The organism is Bdellovibrio sp. HCB274 (genome assembly GCF_047306075.1).
Lineage (GTDB): Bacteria > Bdellovibrionota > Bdellovibrionia > Bdellovibrionales > Bdellovibrionaceae > Bdellovibrio.
Genome location: NZ_CP178623.1, coordinates 2,189,125 through 2,203,472 on the forward strand (window position 1 = coordinate 2,189,125; position 14,348 = coordinate 2,203,472).

The 14,348-nt window shown below is 48.0% G+C and carries 12 protein-coding genes; 6 read left to right on the top strand and 6 right to left on the bottom strand.

The window, feature by feature from the left end; all coding sequences use genetic code 11:
• Positions 1 to 69: 69 nt before the first annotated feature.
• Complete coding sequence (locus tag ACLWNV_RS10680) at positions 70 to 747, bottom strand: carbonic anhydrase (RefSeq protein WP_413584402.1); 678 nt, start codon at positions 745 to 747, stop codon at positions 70 to 72.
• 98 nt (positions 748 to 845) lie between these two features.
• Positions 846 to 1,613, bottom strand: a complete 768-nt coding sequence (locus tag ACLWNV_RS10685; RefSeq protein WP_413584403.1) for a hypothetical protein — start codon at positions 1,611 to 1,613, stop codon at positions 846 to 848.
• A gap of 234 nt (positions 1,614 to 1,847) precedes the next feature.
• Here ACLWNV_RS10685 and ACLWNV_RS10690 point away from each other — a divergent pair, with 234 nt between their 5' ends.
• The 3 genes from ACLWNV_RS10690 to ACLWNV_RS10700 all read left to right on the top strand — a co-directional run bounded on the left by ACLWNV_RS10690 (position 1,848) and on the right by ACLWNV_RS10700 (position 4,558).
• Positions 1,848 to 2,465 (top strand): pyroglutamyl-peptidase I, encoded by a 618-nt coding sequence (locus tag ACLWNV_RS10690; RefSeq protein ID WP_413584404.1) that lies wholly within the window; start codon positions 1,848 to 1,850, stop codon positions 2,463 to 2,465.
• 64 nt (positions 2,466 to 2,529) lie between these two features.
• Positions 2,530 to 3,318: a glutamate 5-kinase gene (proB, locus tag ACLWNV_RS10695; protein WP_413584405.1), complete on the top strand. Its 789-nt coding sequence runs from the start codon at positions 2,530 to 2,532 to the stop codon at positions 3,316 to 3,318.
• The gene (locus ACLWNV_RS10700) at positions 3,302 to 4,558 is read left to right on the top strand and encodes a glutamate-5-semialdehyde dehydrogenase (RefSeq protein WP_413584406.1); all 1,257 of its coding nucleotides are present in this window, start codon (positions 3,302 to 3,304) and stop codon (positions 4,556 to 4,558) included. The genes proB and ACLWNV_RS10700 overlap by 17 nt, the downstream gene beginning before the upstream one ends.
• On the opposite strand, the gene ACLWNV_RS10705 is transcribed toward ACLWNV_RS10700, so the two are convergent.
• The 3 genes from ACLWNV_RS10705 to ACLWNV_RS10715 form a co-directional block, all read right to left on the bottom strand.
• On the bottom strand, positions 4,555 to 8,133 hold the full coding sequence (locus tag ACLWNV_RS10705; RefSeq protein ID WP_413584407.1) for a beta strand repeat-containing protein: 3,579 nt from the start codon (positions 8,131 to 8,133) through the stop codon (positions 4,555 to 4,557). The genes ACLWNV_RS10700 and ACLWNV_RS10705 overlap by 4 nt on opposite strands.
• A 126-nt stretch (positions 8,134 to 8,259) precedes the next feature.
• A complete protein-coding gene (locus tag ACLWNV_RS10710) occupies positions 8,260 to 9,366 on the bottom strand; it encodes a calcium:proton antiporter (protein WP_413584408.1) in 1,107 nt (368 codons plus the stop codon).
• A 72-nt stretch (positions 9,367 to 9,438) separates the two neighbouring features.
• Positions 9,439 to 11,013, bottom strand: coding sequence for an aldehyde dehydrogenase family protein (locus tag ACLWNV_RS10715; RefSeq protein ID WP_413584410.1), 1,575 nt, complete (start codon positions 11,011 to 11,013; stop codon positions 9,439 to 9,441).
• 142 nt (positions 11,014 to 11,155) lie between these two features.
• Here ACLWNV_RS10715 and ACLWNV_RS10720 point away from each other — a divergent pair, with 142 nt between their 5' ends.
• Positions 11,156 to 11,596 carry an OsmC family protein gene (locus ACLWNV_RS10720; RefSeq protein ID WP_413584411.1) on the top strand — a complete coding sequence of 147 codons (441 nt, stop codon included), beginning with the start codon at positions 11,156 to 11,158 and terminating at the stop codon, positions 11,594 to 11,596.
• A 4-nt stretch (positions 11,597 to 11,600) separates the two neighbouring features.
• Here the strand turns inward: ACLWNV_RS10720 and ACLWNV_RS10725 are convergent, their stop codons facing one another.
• Positions 11,601 to 11,762, bottom strand: a complete 162-nt coding sequence (locus ACLWNV_RS10725; RefSeq protein WP_413584412.1) for a hypothetical protein — start codon at positions 11,760 to 11,762, stop codon at positions 11,601 to 11,603.
• A gap of 214 nt (positions 11,763 to 11,976) precedes the next feature.
• On the opposite strand from ACLWNV_RS10725, the gene ACLWNV_RS10730 reads away from it, so the two are divergent.
• Positions 11,977 to 12,726: an SDR family NAD(P)-dependent oxidoreductase gene (locus ACLWNV_RS10730; protein WP_413584413.1), complete on the top strand. Its 750-nt coding sequence runs from the start codon at positions 11,977 to 11,979 to the stop codon at positions 12,724 to 12,726.
• Between the two features lie 136 nt (positions 12,727 to 12,862).
• Entirely contained in the window at positions 12,863 to 14,281 is a 1,419-nt protein-coding gene (locus ACLWNV_RS10735; RefSeq protein ID WP_413584415.1) for a S8 family serine peptidase, read from the top strand.
• Positions 14,282 to 14,348 lie beyond the last annotated feature (67 nt).

Sequence of the window (14,348 nt, forward strand, 5' to 3'; positions counted from 1 at the left end):
TATGTCAATATCTTGTTTGAATCCGAAAGGCCCTGGAGTCACGGTTTTCACGTTCTCCAAGGGGCTTTATTACGGATTGTGAACCTTGGAAATTTCAAGCTCACGGAAAGCTTCGGTGACTTCGTCATAAAAAGACAGGTGACCGTTTTCAAGATCGAAATAAACGCCAATCAATTGCAAACCACGGTTCTTCACCGCGAAATCAATGAACGGGAATGTTCTTAAATTATCCAAAGACGTCACGATCGAAGTCTTTTCGCACTCACGGCATTGCTGATCAAGACCGCTGTGCGCATGGGTCGCCAAAACTTTGTTTTTAGCGTCCTCCGCGATACTCATCCACTGCTGAACGAAACCGCCTTCGCGAATCACTTCAGGCTGAAATAGAGAGCGAATACCGCCGCACTGACGGTGACCCAGAATCACGATGTTCTCGACCTGCAGATTTACGACAGCAAATTCGATCGCTGCGGAAACCCCGTGGAAACCACGGTCCGATTCGAAGGGAGGAACCAGATTGGCTACGTTGCGAATAACGAAGAACTCACCCGGGGAAGAAGAAAAAAGAATCGCCGGATCCACGCGGGAATCACTGCAGGCGATCATCAAAGTTTTAGGGCTTTGACCTGTGGAAAGATTCTCGTACACAGAGTGCTGCTCTTCTTTAAAGAAGCGCTCGCGGAATCTGCGGAACCCGACCATCATTTTCAAAATTTCTTTTTTGGTAAGAAGAGATTCTTGCGTCATGGGATAATTCTTTAATCCCAAGATCACAATTGTACAATTTGGGGTTTGCATTCTGACGCATAGCGCTGCGTCAGAATGAATGAGGCTGGTTTATATACTTAAGTTCCGGAGCGAGCGACGTAATCAAACATCTCTTTGCGGCCACCAAAAGAGCACTTTCCATCGGTACAATTACGAGTGGCACATTTACCACGCAGAACCTCTGGTGCATTCTGATCAGTTTTAGCGACACATACTTTTTTGAACCCGTCTTGAGCAGCCATCGCTGAAGCCGGCTTGCGCGGCTTTGGGGATGCCCCACCTTTATCCGCTTTCAATGTTACATTGATTTGCGCAGGCTCTGCCGGTTCCTGGGAAACTGCTTTTGGTGGAGCCTTCTTTACAACCGGTTCTGGTTTTTCAGGCATCTTTGGCAACTCGGCCATGGGATCCACATCCAGTTCGGCTACTGCAGCTTCCGCTTTCAATGCCCCTTTGCCTTTTTTACCTTTTTTAAACTTAGCGATTTTTTTCGGGGCCTGGAAGTTTTCTTCCTCTTCCTCAGCAAAATGCTTGTGACGAACTAACTCGGAGTATTGATCAAGCACCGCGATTTCACCACGCACCTGACAATCGTTGTTGGAGCCTTTTGTGCAAATGCGCTCAACGCACTTACCACGCAGACTTGCCAGCGCATTGCGATTGGTTTGACCAATACAGCGAGTGATCACGATTTCATTTTTTTCGTTTGTGCGTTCGGCTTTGCACATATCCTGTTTATCGCCGTCAGCAAAACAGCTGGCTACGATTTCAGGTTCTTTTTGAACAGGCTTGTGGGCACAGCCCACGGCAAGAAGGGCCAACAGTACAACAACGTGCTTTTTCAATGGATTCCCCTTTTGGTGTCTGAATATAAATTTAGCAAAATCTGCTACTTCAGGTAAAGTACAGAGAACCCTCACATTCAAACTGAGACTAAAATAGAGTTCCTTACGGGTTGTTCCCTGAAGGCTTCCTATAAACAAATTATTTCGACTTAATAACGCCTATATTCACTAATAGCTGCGATTTACTGGCTTGTAGGATTCCCATCCCATGAAAGGTGTTGCATACTGAACAGCATGAAACATGTGCTAGTCACGGGCTTTGAGCCTTTTGGCGATCAGACTATTAATCCATCAGAACGGCTCTCCCTGGCACTGGAGAAAGACTTTCCGTTTGTGACCTCCCAAATACTTCCGGTGGAGTTTGAACTTGCCTTCACCGAACTACAGAGATCCTGGAAGGATCGACCTTTTGATGCATTAGTTATGTTAGGCCAAGCCGGTGGACGAAATCACATTTGCCTGGAACGCTATGCTCATAACTGGATGGAAAACAAAAACGCGGATCGCAGAAATCCCGTGATCACTCCCCGGCCGATTAGTGACGGTGCCCCGGCGGCGCTGATGACTTCTTTACCGGTCGAGGAATTGCGCGATCATTTAAACCAAACCCATCACGATACCACCCAGCCAGCGCCTCCTGTGAGCGTAACGTTGTCGGCAGGAAATTACGTTTGCAATTATGTCTATTTCCGCGCGCTTCAGGAACTTTCCGGCAACACCATTCCGACACTCTTTGTGCATGTGCCCTATTTGCCTGAACAGATTTCTGCGACCACTTCAGCACCGAGTATGGACTTCAACAAACAGTTGGCGGTCCTTTCCTCTTTGATTCAGATTCTGGCTAAAAAATAGATTGCTGAGCCCGCTTCCCACTTCTAGACTTATTGAAGGTTTTTTGAAGAATCAGGGAAGAGTTATGGCAAAGAAAAACAGACGTTGGGTGATCAAAGCTGGCAGTAAAATGGTTTGCGATGGTGGCCCGTTATTAATGCGTGCTTGGATGCTACAAGTGGCACAGCTTAAAAAGAAATATGGCATCGAAGTGATTTGGGTTACTTCCGGAGCCATCGCCTGGGCCGTTGCCAGAACCAACTTCAAAGTCGCTAAAAGAACTCTTCCCCAAAAACAAGCTTTAAGTGCGATCGGTCAGCCATTGGTGATGGATCAATACGTATTGGCTTTGCAGTCCGCGAACCTTTTAGGTTCCCAAGTACTGCTAACCGCCGGAGACATGAAAGATCCAGTACGCAGCAAGAATCTGCAAAATACTCTGACGGAACTTTTAAAATGGAAAGTCATTCCGATCTTAAATGAAAACGACGCTGTTGCCACCGAGGAGATCAAATTCGGTGACAACGACTCCTTGGCTGCGAAAGTCGCAGTCATGATGAAGGCCGAGCGAGTGGTCTTAATGACTGATGTGGATGGCTTGTTTGATTCTGATCCCAACAAAAATCCGGATGCCACGCTGATTCGCTATCGTCCCAAAGTGACGAAGGCGGAATTCACCCTGGCTGACAGAAAAGCTGTTTCAAAAGTTGGAACCGGCGGAATGTATTCAAAACTTTTGGCGGCAGAAATGGCTGGCAAGAACAAAATCATCACTCACCTTGTTCGCGGAGACATCCCGAACAATCTTCTTCACATCGCCCAAGGCGACAGTATCGGAACTCAATTCGGAGGTCGCCATGAACTCTCTAAATGATCAGACACTTTCGGATTTGCGTGCAGCAGCCCGCACACAACGAAAAATCACCAGCGAAGTAAAAAATCAGGCCTTGTTGAAAATTGCGGAGCTTTTGGAAAAGTCCTCGAACGAAATCATAGAGGAAAATAAAAAAGATCTGGCAGCGTTACCCGCTGACACGGCAGCAGCCTTTCGCGATCGTCTGACTTTAAATGCCGAGCGCATCGACGGAATGGTAGTAAGTCTTAAACAAGTAGCAGCCCTTCCCGATCCAGTGGGCGAGTTGATTGAAAAAACCACTTTGAACAACGGACTTCTGCTTAAAAAAGTTCGCGCCCCTTTGGGTGTGATCTTTATGATTTTTGAATCGCGCCCGAATGTTATTTTGGAAGCTTTCTCGCTCGCTTTTAAATCCGGCAACGTCATTCTTTTGCGTGGGGGCTCTGAATCCAAGCACTCGAGTGCTGTGATCTATCGCCTGATGCGCGAAAGTTTGACTGCCAGCGGCTTTGCGCAACTTCCTTTTCATGGCGTGGAAGACTACGACCGCTCTTTGGTGGAAAAACTATTAAAACGTAAAGACATGATCGACATCGTGGTTCCCCGCGGAGGCGATAATCTGATCGACTTTGTTCAGCGCACGGCTTTGATGCCAATCATTAAAAACGATCGCGGCATGTGCCACACTTACGTTGCTGAGGACGCTGATCTGGACATGGCGGCAAAAATTGTAGCTAATGCCAAAACTCAGCGTCCCGGAGTGTGTAACGCCCTGGAAACTGTGTTGGTAAACGAGCAGGTCGCTGCAAAATTTTTGCCGCTTCTTTATAAAGCCACCGATGCCAAGAATCTAGAGTGGCACGTCGATGCGCCATCCCTGGCTATTCTAAAAGATCAGCCCCGCGTAAAAGCCGCGACTCCGCAGGACTGGGACACCGAGTATCTGGAGCTTATCATGAACTGCCGAGTCGTGAAAAATCTTGAGGAAGCGATCAGCCACATCGAACAACATGGCAGCAAACACTCTGAAGCAATCATCACAGTTTCAGAGGAAAAAGCGCGCACGTTTCAGCTCGATATCGATGCGGCAGCGGTTTACTGGAATGCTTCCACCCGTTTCACTGACGGTTTTGAATTTGGATTGGGTGGCGAGCTTGGGATCAGCACACAAAAGCTTCACGTGCGGGGTCCCGTTGGCTTGCGCGAGCTAACGAATGCCCGGTGGTTGATCGATGGTAGGGGGCAAACGCGCGGTTAATACGCGCGGAAGAAAACTGGGGAAAATTTAAGAGTAAAGACGGTGCCATCCGAACACGCAGTTTGCAGGGCGCCGGTGTTCACTCGGAAATAGAAAGTTCCGGATTTTTTGTATAAAGCCGAATTCACTCGCCAATTGCCGCTGGTAAAACCAGTACCCGATGTAGTTAGGTCAGCAGCGACACCAGCCGTGGTACAAGTCGCATCTGTGTATGCCAGAATCGTGAAGGTCCCACTCGACATAGATTTTGTATTACCGTAGGCATCCAGCCCGCCCACTGTGATGACCGGCGAAGAGAAATTAATATTTACGTTCGCGGCCGTCGGTGGCTGAGTTACCCAAAGGATTGATGCCAGAGTTCCCGCTGAAATCGTGAATTGATTCGAGCACGCTGTTGTTAAACCAGTCGTACTGGCGCGTAAACGAAGATCCCTGGCTTCGGTGTAACTCATACCAGAGCCGGTCACAGAACCGGTTGTGGTGCTGTACGGACCTGGATTTGAAAGCGTACCTGTCAACAGTGTCGCACTTGTACAAGTGCCGGTGTCGGCCACGGGTTCAAACATGATATCGCCGGTATATGTTGTATCGTTATCGTAAGTGTCCCGAGTAATAACGATCGGTTGATTGGTGAAATTCACGCCAGCATTGGTGTTGCCGGGACTGCGGGTAAATACCAACTTTGCCGCAGTTGCAGGTGTAATCGTAAAAACACTGGAGCATTTCGTAGCACTGACATCTGTATTCGGCTGCGACGCTTTAAAATACCAATTGCCGGCTTTGGTGTAGCTGACTCCCGTGTACGTAGTCACGCCTGATGACAATGTTCCGCTGCCTGCGTAAGTTTCAACCGTCGCTGCCGTCGTACAGGACGCATCGGAATAAATATCCATTTCGGATAAACTTGAAAGTAAGTCAATAACACCATCAGCGTCCCGTGCTTCGATGACGGGCTGTTGAGCAAACACCACTCCCGCAGTCGTCGTCGCTGAAGGCTGAGTGGTAAAAACGAGCTGCGTGGCAATGGCTCCACCGACCGTGACAGCCGCACAACCTGTATACATGCTGCCGGATTTACCTTGAATATAAATGGTTTCGGATCGGTTATATATGATGCCATTGAACCAAGCTGTACCGGCGACGGATGTTGAAACTAAAGGAGTCGCTGCAGTGCGATCACTTAAAACTCCCACCGCCGGAGTCGTGCACGAGGCATCGGTGAAAGCATTTAGCGTGACTGTCGAGTTGAAATTGGAATCAATATTTCCAGAAGCATCTTTTCCCACAACTGCTGGCACTTGCGGAAACGAACTGTTTCTTCTGGCAATCGATGCCGGAGTAATTAAGAACGCAATGGAAGCCGTCACAGAACCTGTCGTAGTATTTTTGGTACCCGCCGCTCCTGCTGCCGAAGTTCCCCCGGAAGCCGCACCACCCGTGACTGTGATATTAGCTGCAGTGAACGTGTTGGCCGTCATAAAATTTATGTAAATGCGACCGCCGCCGCCTCCACCACCGCCGCCAATTCCGTTTCCGCCGTTGGCGCGAATGTAACCGGCACCACTCAGAGTGCCGACCGTAATCCAAAGACTTCCTCCAGATCCACCGCCCGAATAAACTGTACCGATGCTACCATTGGCTGACAAAGTACCAGCGATGGATATTGTTCCTGGCACGATCAATATGATCGCGCCACCACCGGCACCACCAACTCCTCCACCTCCGGAGTTTGCACCACCGGAACCAAGGCGTGTTGGATTCACAGGAAATCCGTAGGTCGCTCCGCCCGCAGCGCCAGCATTTCGACCAACGCCCCCGGCTCCACCGTATCCACCACCTCCACCATAGGTATTCGTGGATCCCACTCCTTCACCAAATCCACCACCGAACCCCGTGCTGTCTGCGTTCATAGTTGAAGTGGAATCAATGGTCAGGTTCGCAGCAGAAACGACGTAACCTGAATCTAACAATTTATTTCCGGTAACTTGTAAAGTTCCCGACGTGGTGACATTAATTGAACCACTCACCAATAAATTTCCGTTCATGTTTAAAACCGCACCACTGCCACTGACTGATACTGATGTTGGAGATATGTCGCCGTTCACGGTAAGCTTACAACCTGCACCAACATTGAGAGCTGTCAGTGGAACCAAATCAGACCCGGGCACCACGATCGTCATCGATGCACAGGAAAATGCGTTCGAGGTCATATCCCTTAAAACCACAGTGCCATCCACTGCAGTTGAACTTGGAGATTTTGAAGCCGTGATCGATCCGGTGTGAGTTTTGGTTTGATATTCGATATAGATACGACCACCACCAGCTCCAACGCCTGAGGTTCCCCCATTTGCAGTGATTGCTCCGGCACCTGCCAATGTCCCAACTTCGATCCAAATGCTTCCGCCAGAACCAGCACCACTCCACCCGTCAGCTCCGTAAGTAGCGCCGTTAGCAGCTAATGTACCGGTTACCGTTAAAGTTCCTGCAACTGAGAAATGGATAGCTCCGCCACCTGAAGCAGCTGAACTCATTCCCAAACCACCACCCGACCCAAGCAACTTGGGTTTAATGGGTGACCCATAAGTTCCTCCTGCCGCAGCTCCACTTCCGGCGCCTCCATAGCCCGCGCCATGACCGTTACCATAAGAAACACCGCCCGCACCTGGCCCTTCGTTCGCACCATAGCCAAGGCCAGTCACTGATACAGTCACACCAGATGGAATTGTGATATCGTTAAAGACATAAGTTCCATTGGAGATCGTCGAATTTACCGGAAAGGTCAGACTTGTTGGAGCGCTTGATTTTACGATCAGCGCGGAACCCGGCATTGCAGTTCCACCTCCTGTCACCGTGATGGTGCCGGAGTGAGTTCTGGAAGTTGCATAAGCCAGATAAATTCGTCCACCAGAGCCAGCACCAGGACCGGTTCCGCCAGTCGACGACAACGCCCCCGTGCCAGTTATGGTATCTGCGGTAATTGAAATACTGCCGCCAGAACCGCCGCCATCCCAACTTGTCCCGTTGCCACCATTTACATTGATGGCGCCACCAATTGCCATGGTACCTGTCACAACAAATTTAATTGCGCCGCCACCTTTACCACCACTACCGCCCCCACCAGAGCCCAGGGCAGTTGGATCTACTGCACTTCCATAAGCTTTACCCGGCCCATAAACATAGGTACCACCAGTCCCGATCGCACCTAATCCACCGTGGCCGGCTCCACTAGCACTATACGAACCAGGCAAACCAGCTCCAGGTCCTTGTCCTGCAGAAAAACCTCTGGCATTTCCGTCGATAGTGCCCAAGTGATTAACCGAGGCCGCAAATATCACCACGCCACTTCCATTCGTGGTCGAAGTGTCGCTGGAAATCGTGACGGTTACCCCAGAGTTGATTGTCAGATTATTAAAAGTGTAAGTACCGGCTGCTAAAGTGCCATTGGTTGTGAATTCAATATCACCATAGGTACCAGGTGGATTTGCATAGTTCCATGCAACGGCAAAAGTTTTCGCTCCAAAAGCAAAAACTGTCAGAAAAAGTAAACGTGCCACAAGAGAAACAAACTTTTGCATCGATAAACTTATCGGATTTATCTGAGCAAAAATTAGATTACTCCAAATAAACATTTATCAGTTTGATACAACCCATCTCCAGCAGAGTTTCAACTGTTTCAATCTGCTTCACTTATGAGAAAAAAATTACGGATTGAAAACCAAGACCAGGTAAACAAAGAAAAGAACCAGGTGTACTGTTCCCTCAAGCAGTGTGGTTCGTCTATTTGAGAACGTCAAAGTGCTTAAAATTAAGGTCATTCCCAACAGAGTCACTTCTCTGGGCGCCAATCCCAGAACAACCGTTTGTCCAGTGATATTACCGATTGCCAAAATAACAGGCACAGTCAGACCTACCGTCGAGGTTGCAGCACCCAAACAAAGATTGATCGTGCGCTGAAGATCATTGCGGGCAACGGCTTTAAGAGCACTGATTCCTTCAGGAGCGAATACCACGGCGGCAACAACAACCCCGCCCAATGCGAGTGGAAGATTTAGTGCCTTGATTTCAGCATCCAAAATTTTTGCCAAACCTTTTGAAAGAAGAACGATCGGCAGGATATTCGCCAACAGCAAGGCGACGTGCTTGCGCATTTCTTTCCAGTCAACAGGTGGTCGTGGGGCATCCACGTCCTCGTCCACCTTGCCTTCAATTTGATGAACATAAAATGCGCGGTGGCGCCCCGTTTGAGTGATCAAAAACACTCCGTAAAGTGCAATTGAAAACACAGAAAAATAAGTGGACTGCCAAAAAGATAGAGTTCCTTCAGAAGATGATGTTGTGAAGTTTGGAAGAATCAACGCAATTGAAGTCAGTGGAATCAGTACTGACAAATAAGATGCTGCACCTTGAAGATTGTAAGACTGTTCACGATGTTTGAGTCCACCGATAAAAAGTCCCAAACCCACGACACCATTCATTACGATCATCAAAACCGCGAACATGGTATCACGACCCATGGTCGGAGCTGCATTCGATCCCAACATCACCGCACCGACCAGTGCGACCTCAATCACCACAATTGATAAAGTTAAAATAAGAGTTCCGTAGGGCTCGCCCAACACGTGAGCTAATACTTCGGCCTCATGAACAACTCCGAAGGCTGCCCACAAAATGACTGCAAAGAAAAGAATAAACAAAACAGCCAACATGAATGGAGAAGACACGCTGTCCATCCATGAAGACAAGAATACGAAATATCCAAGAACAGTTGCCCAAGAAGTGAACAAACGCAAATTAGAAATATTAGCCATACTGCTCTCCTGACATAAGAAATTGCATTTTTTATTTCTTAGAAAGCAGTGAGTTATGTCAAGAAATTCTTACTACAACATCACATTGATAGAAAGAAATCTGGAACTATCCTGATGAAGAATATCCTGAATGATCTGACGACTTTCAGGATCTTGTTTTGCCGCGACCATACATCGAATGCTGAATGAGCGAAGTGCATCGTAAACACTCAAGGTTCCTTCCGCAGAATTTTTTCTTCCGGTAAATGGAAAGACATCAGGACCGCGCTGGCATTGACTGTTGATATTGATTCGACAAACCTGATTGCTAAGTCGGTCGATCATTTTTCCCATTTTTTTTGCATCCTGACCAAAGACACTGGCTTGATTTCCATAAGGGGAATTCACAATGTAGTCTTCTATCTCCTGAAAACTTTCAAACTCTGCCAGTGGAATGACAGGACCAAATTGTTCTTCAATTGCCACACGTGCAGTCAGTGGCACTTGAGCAAGAATTGCTGGAAAGAAAATACCCCCTTGGGTCTTTCCACCTTTTTCTGGATTGGCAAGTTCAGCACCTTTTGCCACTGCATCCTGAATCAGCTCCCGCAAATAATCTGCCTTCTTGGGATCAGGCAGCGGAGTAATCGAAACATTCTTTTCCCATGGTAACCCAGCCGCAAGACCATCCACTTTCTGCACCAGTCTTTTGGTGAACTCGCGGGAAATATTTTTGTGTACGAAAATCATTTTCAAAGCCGTGCAGCGCTGACCATTAAACGACAAAGCTCCACGCACACACTCACTGATGGCATTATCAAGATCGGCATCTTCCATAACAATGGCCGGATTTTTTGCTTCAAGACTTAAGATACTACGAAAGCGAAACGGCTGCGGATGAGCTACCTTAATTTGGTTAGCCACCTTGCTGGTTCCGATAAAGGCCAGTACATCGATCTTTCCTTCTTTAACTACCGGATTAACAATTTCCCTGCCAAGACCATTGATAACATTCACAACACCTGCCGGAAATGCATCACGAAATACAGACAACAAGGGTTCCCACAAAAGCTGGCCATAGCGCGCCACTTTCACCACCGCCGTATTACCCATGATTAAAGCCGGAATGAGTGTCGTAAATGTTTCGTTCAAGGGATAGTTAAAAGGCCCCATACACAAGGTTACACCCAACGGAGTTCTGCGGATTTGTGCAAGCACTCCACCGGAAAACTGAAAACGACTGGCTTCACGGTCCATCGTTTTCACTTCGTTAACCGTATCATCAATGTATTGAATGGTTCGATCAAACTCTGCCTGGGAGTCATTCCAGTTTTTACCAATCTCCCACATTAACAATCGGCAGATCAGTTCGCGGTTTTCCTGCATCCCATTTCGAAATGCGATCACAGCATTGATTCGCTCTTCCATGCGAGCTGTCGCCCAAGCTCCCAACCCCTGCCCCCAGGCGCGAGATGCCGCTTGCACGGCTTCAGCTAAAACCTCTGCACTGACATGAGGTGTAGTTCCGATTTCGACGGGCTCGCCACTTTCCGTGCAGGTTGAATACACAGGAATGCTTTCGAACCCCGAATTCCTTAGTACTCCATTGATCAGAACTCGTCCGTTAATTTTTGGAATCTGGGGAAATGGAGGTAGTGACTGATTCATTTTTATTCCTTTGCAAAAGAATTAGCGTGGGCTGGATAGCGCCAGTTCGCAAGATTCTTCGCCACGAACTGTCACTCTGCAAGTGCCACCTTGAGGCCCTCAGTGTTTTCAGTTAGGATTTCTGGATAGAAAAGGAATTTTTATGCGCGCTAAGGTTCACAGAATTGATGGTCATCATTTTAAATTTGAAGTTCGCGGGATGCAGGGCGATTTGGATGTGGCTATGGCAGATGCAAAATCTTTGGGACCAAGTCCAAAAGAGCTGGTACTGGCAGCGCTGTGTGGTTGCACCGGAACTGATGTCGTGGATTTAATGGCGAAGTTTCAAGTTCAATATGAAAGCTTCGATTTGGAAGCCCGCGCCGGGATTACTGACAAGCACCCAAAAATCTTTACGCAAATTGATTTAACTTATTCGGTCAAAGGACCTTCTGTGGATGCGGCCCAAGTGGCGGAAGCTGCGAAAAGATCCACGCACCAATACAGTGGAACTGCAGCCATGCTATCAAAAGCTGTTCCGATATTTTATACGGTTCAGGTCAATGGCGAAACCATCGCCACCGGACAAGCGCAGTTTGCTTAATTGATTATTCGATGGAAACCAATGGCGAGGAGCTGGAGCTCACTTGAACAGTGATTGTTTTTGAATCCTGTTGAGCTCTGTACTCTGCAGAGGCACTGATCAGTGCATATCCGCCAAGCATCATAACTACCAAAAGACTCAAGGAAATGATTTTCAGAGTTTTCATGCCTCTCAGTATACCGGGCCCAGACTGGCCCGGTAATCACGTTCTCAGTACGAGACAAATTATTCCAGACTGACTAAAACTTAGAGGATAATTCCTACAAAATCCCCCTCTGAAATCGTCTAAAACCCGCACAGTGTATTTCACCAGAATCCACAGCTTTCGGTGACAACAAAGCTCATCATTTTTAGAATGCCTGCATACCCAAGGAGGCCCTGTGGAATTGAAGGATCATGTGATCATCGTAACTGGAGCAGCCAGCGGCATTGGCCGGGAAGCTGCTGTTGTGCTGGCAAAAAAAGGCGCCAAGGTTTTGTGCGCAGACTTCAACGACAAGGGTGCCGAGAAAACTGCTGAAGAACTTCGCGAAATAGGTGTGGTCTCACACTCTTTCAAAGTGGATGTTTCTAAAGCTGAACAGGTAAAAGACATGGTCGATTTTGCCGTGGAAAAATTTGGATCGCTGCACGGAATCTTTAATAATGCCGGCATCGGTTTGGTAAAACCTTTTTTAGAAATGGATCCGGCTTCTTATTTGAAAGTCATCGAAGTAGATCAGCACAGTGTTTACTACGGCATGTACTACACCGCAAAAAAGATGGTGGAGCTTGGAACGAAAGGTACTTTTGTTAATACCGCTTCGATTTACGGGACAATGGCTGCCGAAGGAAGTTTCAACTACAACGCTGCAAAAGCCGCCGTGGTGATGATGAGTAAAACTGCCGCCTTGGAACTTGCCGCCCATGGCATTCGCGTTGTCGGAGTCGCACCGGGTTTTATCAACACCCCTATTTTGGGAGATGATAAGAGTGTCAAAGACATGCTTGCAAAACAGCACATGCATAACCGCCTGATCGAACCCGAAAAAGTGGCCAGCGTCGTGGCGTTTTTATTCACCGATGCCGCCCAAGCCATCAACGGAACCACGGTTCCTGTCGACGATGGTTTCCTGGTTTTCAAAAAATAGTTTCTTCGAACTGATGTATAGGGTTTAAACAGCGCTAGCCAACTAGCGCTCCTGCCTCCTGAGTGTCTCCTCAGCTCCACCCTATTAGCTCTCTGTACGCCATGGGGTGGCCCGGGAATAGCACTTCTATTTTCCGATGAAAAACCTTCGCCTAATTCTAACTTTCCTGACTGTCCTTTCCACTTCCTGGGTCCATGCGTTTGTGGAGCTGGAAACACGCCAAGTTCTGGATGTCGAAGGTGGCAAACTCTCCCCTTTTTGGGCACAGGAGTACGTCGGTGCTGATCTGGTTAAAGAAGACCTTAGAAAAATCCCTGGCCTGTCGCCAGTCCCGTTTTCAATCTTGGATAACGGCTTCGAAAAAGCACACATCAACGTCACTCGCGATATTCAGGTCGACGGCGAAGCCGACCGTGGTCGTCGCCTGACTGCAAATCATGGCACCAACGTCGCAAACATCATCAATGGCCCGGGCATGATCTCGATGTCGGAGCTAGTCGACTATGTTCAGCTTCGCAAAGTTTATCCTGGTGCATTTTATATCAATGCTGTCGACGAGATTCACAAACTTGCAACTCCTCCCCAGGTGATTTCAAATTCCATGGGGTGGCCCGATGAACGCCTGACCCGCTTAGCTGAAGAGATGGACGCTAAAGGCATCATCTGGGTTTTCGCAGCCGGCAACGACCATCCCGAACCAGTGGATGATTTCGAGCGCACTTCTGCTGTGATCTCTGTCGGATCTTACTCCCCTCGAGGGCTACAGACTATTTACTCCCAGGAATCTACAGAGCTTGATATCTTAGCTCCGGCTGATGACTATCAAGCCTCTATTAACGGGCGCGGCGAGCTGGGACTTTTTGGTGCAACCAGTGGCGCCACTCCAATGGTCTCTGGCACTGTTGCGAATCTTAAAGCATTGCTTCCGACACTGAACCGTGCCGATGCAGAATTACTTTTAAAAAGAACTGCTCTTCGTTCATTTCACCAGCTTTACTCTAAGAGCAATAAAGCGGGATTATTGAATTCCTATAAAGCAGTGCAGGTTGCAATTCGCATTCGTCAGGTTTGTGAGACCGACGCGGATTGCGTTCGTAAAGAAATCGGCAATAGAGCCAACTACGCCTTCCTACCAATTGCTTTGAACCCAACGGTTTATAATGTGTGCAAAGACGCATCCTTAAAACTTCCTAAAGAAGACATGCAGACTTTGCGAAAGAATTTTTTCCTGAACTCCAAGGATGCACGTTTTGCGAAAATGCTTTCGTGTGCTTATCGTAACGAAGGATATTCAATCAACTCCGATTATTACGATACACTGAGCCTGATTCAAACCAATCCCTCAGCCGTACAAAAGAAGATTCAGAACCAAGCAGTGGCTGCGGTTGCCCATGACTACACCAACAGCCCTGCCCTGCGCGATCTGGAGCTTTTAGACGGCTCTTTTAAGGAAGCCCTGCTAAAAGCGGCGGCATCGGGCACGGGCATGCCTCGCTACAATATCGAGCTTTATCTAAAACGCCTGGAAAAGGTTCATCCAATTCAGATCCCATAGTGAGACATGGAAGATATTTAACTGTTCCCGATGGTTTCAGGGATTTATCCTGACTGAAACCCGGGAG

What these genes read in the sequence shown, in the direction of transcription:
- ACLWNV_RS10705 (WP_413584407.1), bottom strand. Translation starts at nt 8,133, where the DNA reads ATGCAAAAGTTTGTTTCTCTTGTGGCACGTTTACTTTTTCTGACAGTT.
- ACLWNV_RS10690 (WP_413584404.1), top strand. Translation starts at nt 1,848, where the DNA reads ATGAAACATGTGCTAGTCACGGGCTTTGAGCCTTTTGGCGATCAGACT.
- ACLWNV_RS10700 (WP_413584406.1), top strand. Translation starts at nt 3,302, where the DNA reads ATGAACTCTCTAAATGATCAGACACTTTCGGATTTGCGTGCAGCAGCC.
- ACLWNV_RS10680 (WP_413584402.1), bottom strand. Translation starts at nt 747, where the DNA reads ATGACGCAAGAATCTCTTCTTACCAAAAAAGAAATTTTGAAAATGATG.
- ACLWNV_RS10725 (WP_413584412.1), bottom strand. Translation starts at nt 11,762, where the DNA reads ATGAAAACTCTGAAAATCATTTCCTTGAGTCTTTTGGTAGTTATGATG.
- proB (WP_413584405.1), top strand. Translation starts at nt 2,530, where the DNA reads ATGGCAAAGAAAAACAGACGTTGGGTGATCAAAGCTGGCAGTAAAATG.
- ACLWNV_RS10720 (WP_413584411.1), top strand. Translation starts at nt 11,156, where the DNA reads ATGCGCGCTAAGGTTCACAGAATTGATGGTCATCATTTTAAATTTGAA.
- ACLWNV_RS10735 (WP_413584415.1), top strand. Translation starts at nt 12,863, where the DNA reads ATGAAAAACCTTCGCCTAATTCTAACTTTCCTGACTGTCCTTTCCACT.
- ACLWNV_RS10710 (WP_413584408.1), bottom strand. Translation starts at nt 9,366, where the DNA reads ATGGCTAATATTTCTAATTTGCGTTTGTTCACTTCTTGGGCAACTGTT.
- ACLWNV_RS10715 (WP_413584410.1), bottom strand. Translation starts at nt 11,013, where the DNA reads ATGAATCAGTCACTACCTCCATTTCCCCAGATTCCAAAAATTAACGGA.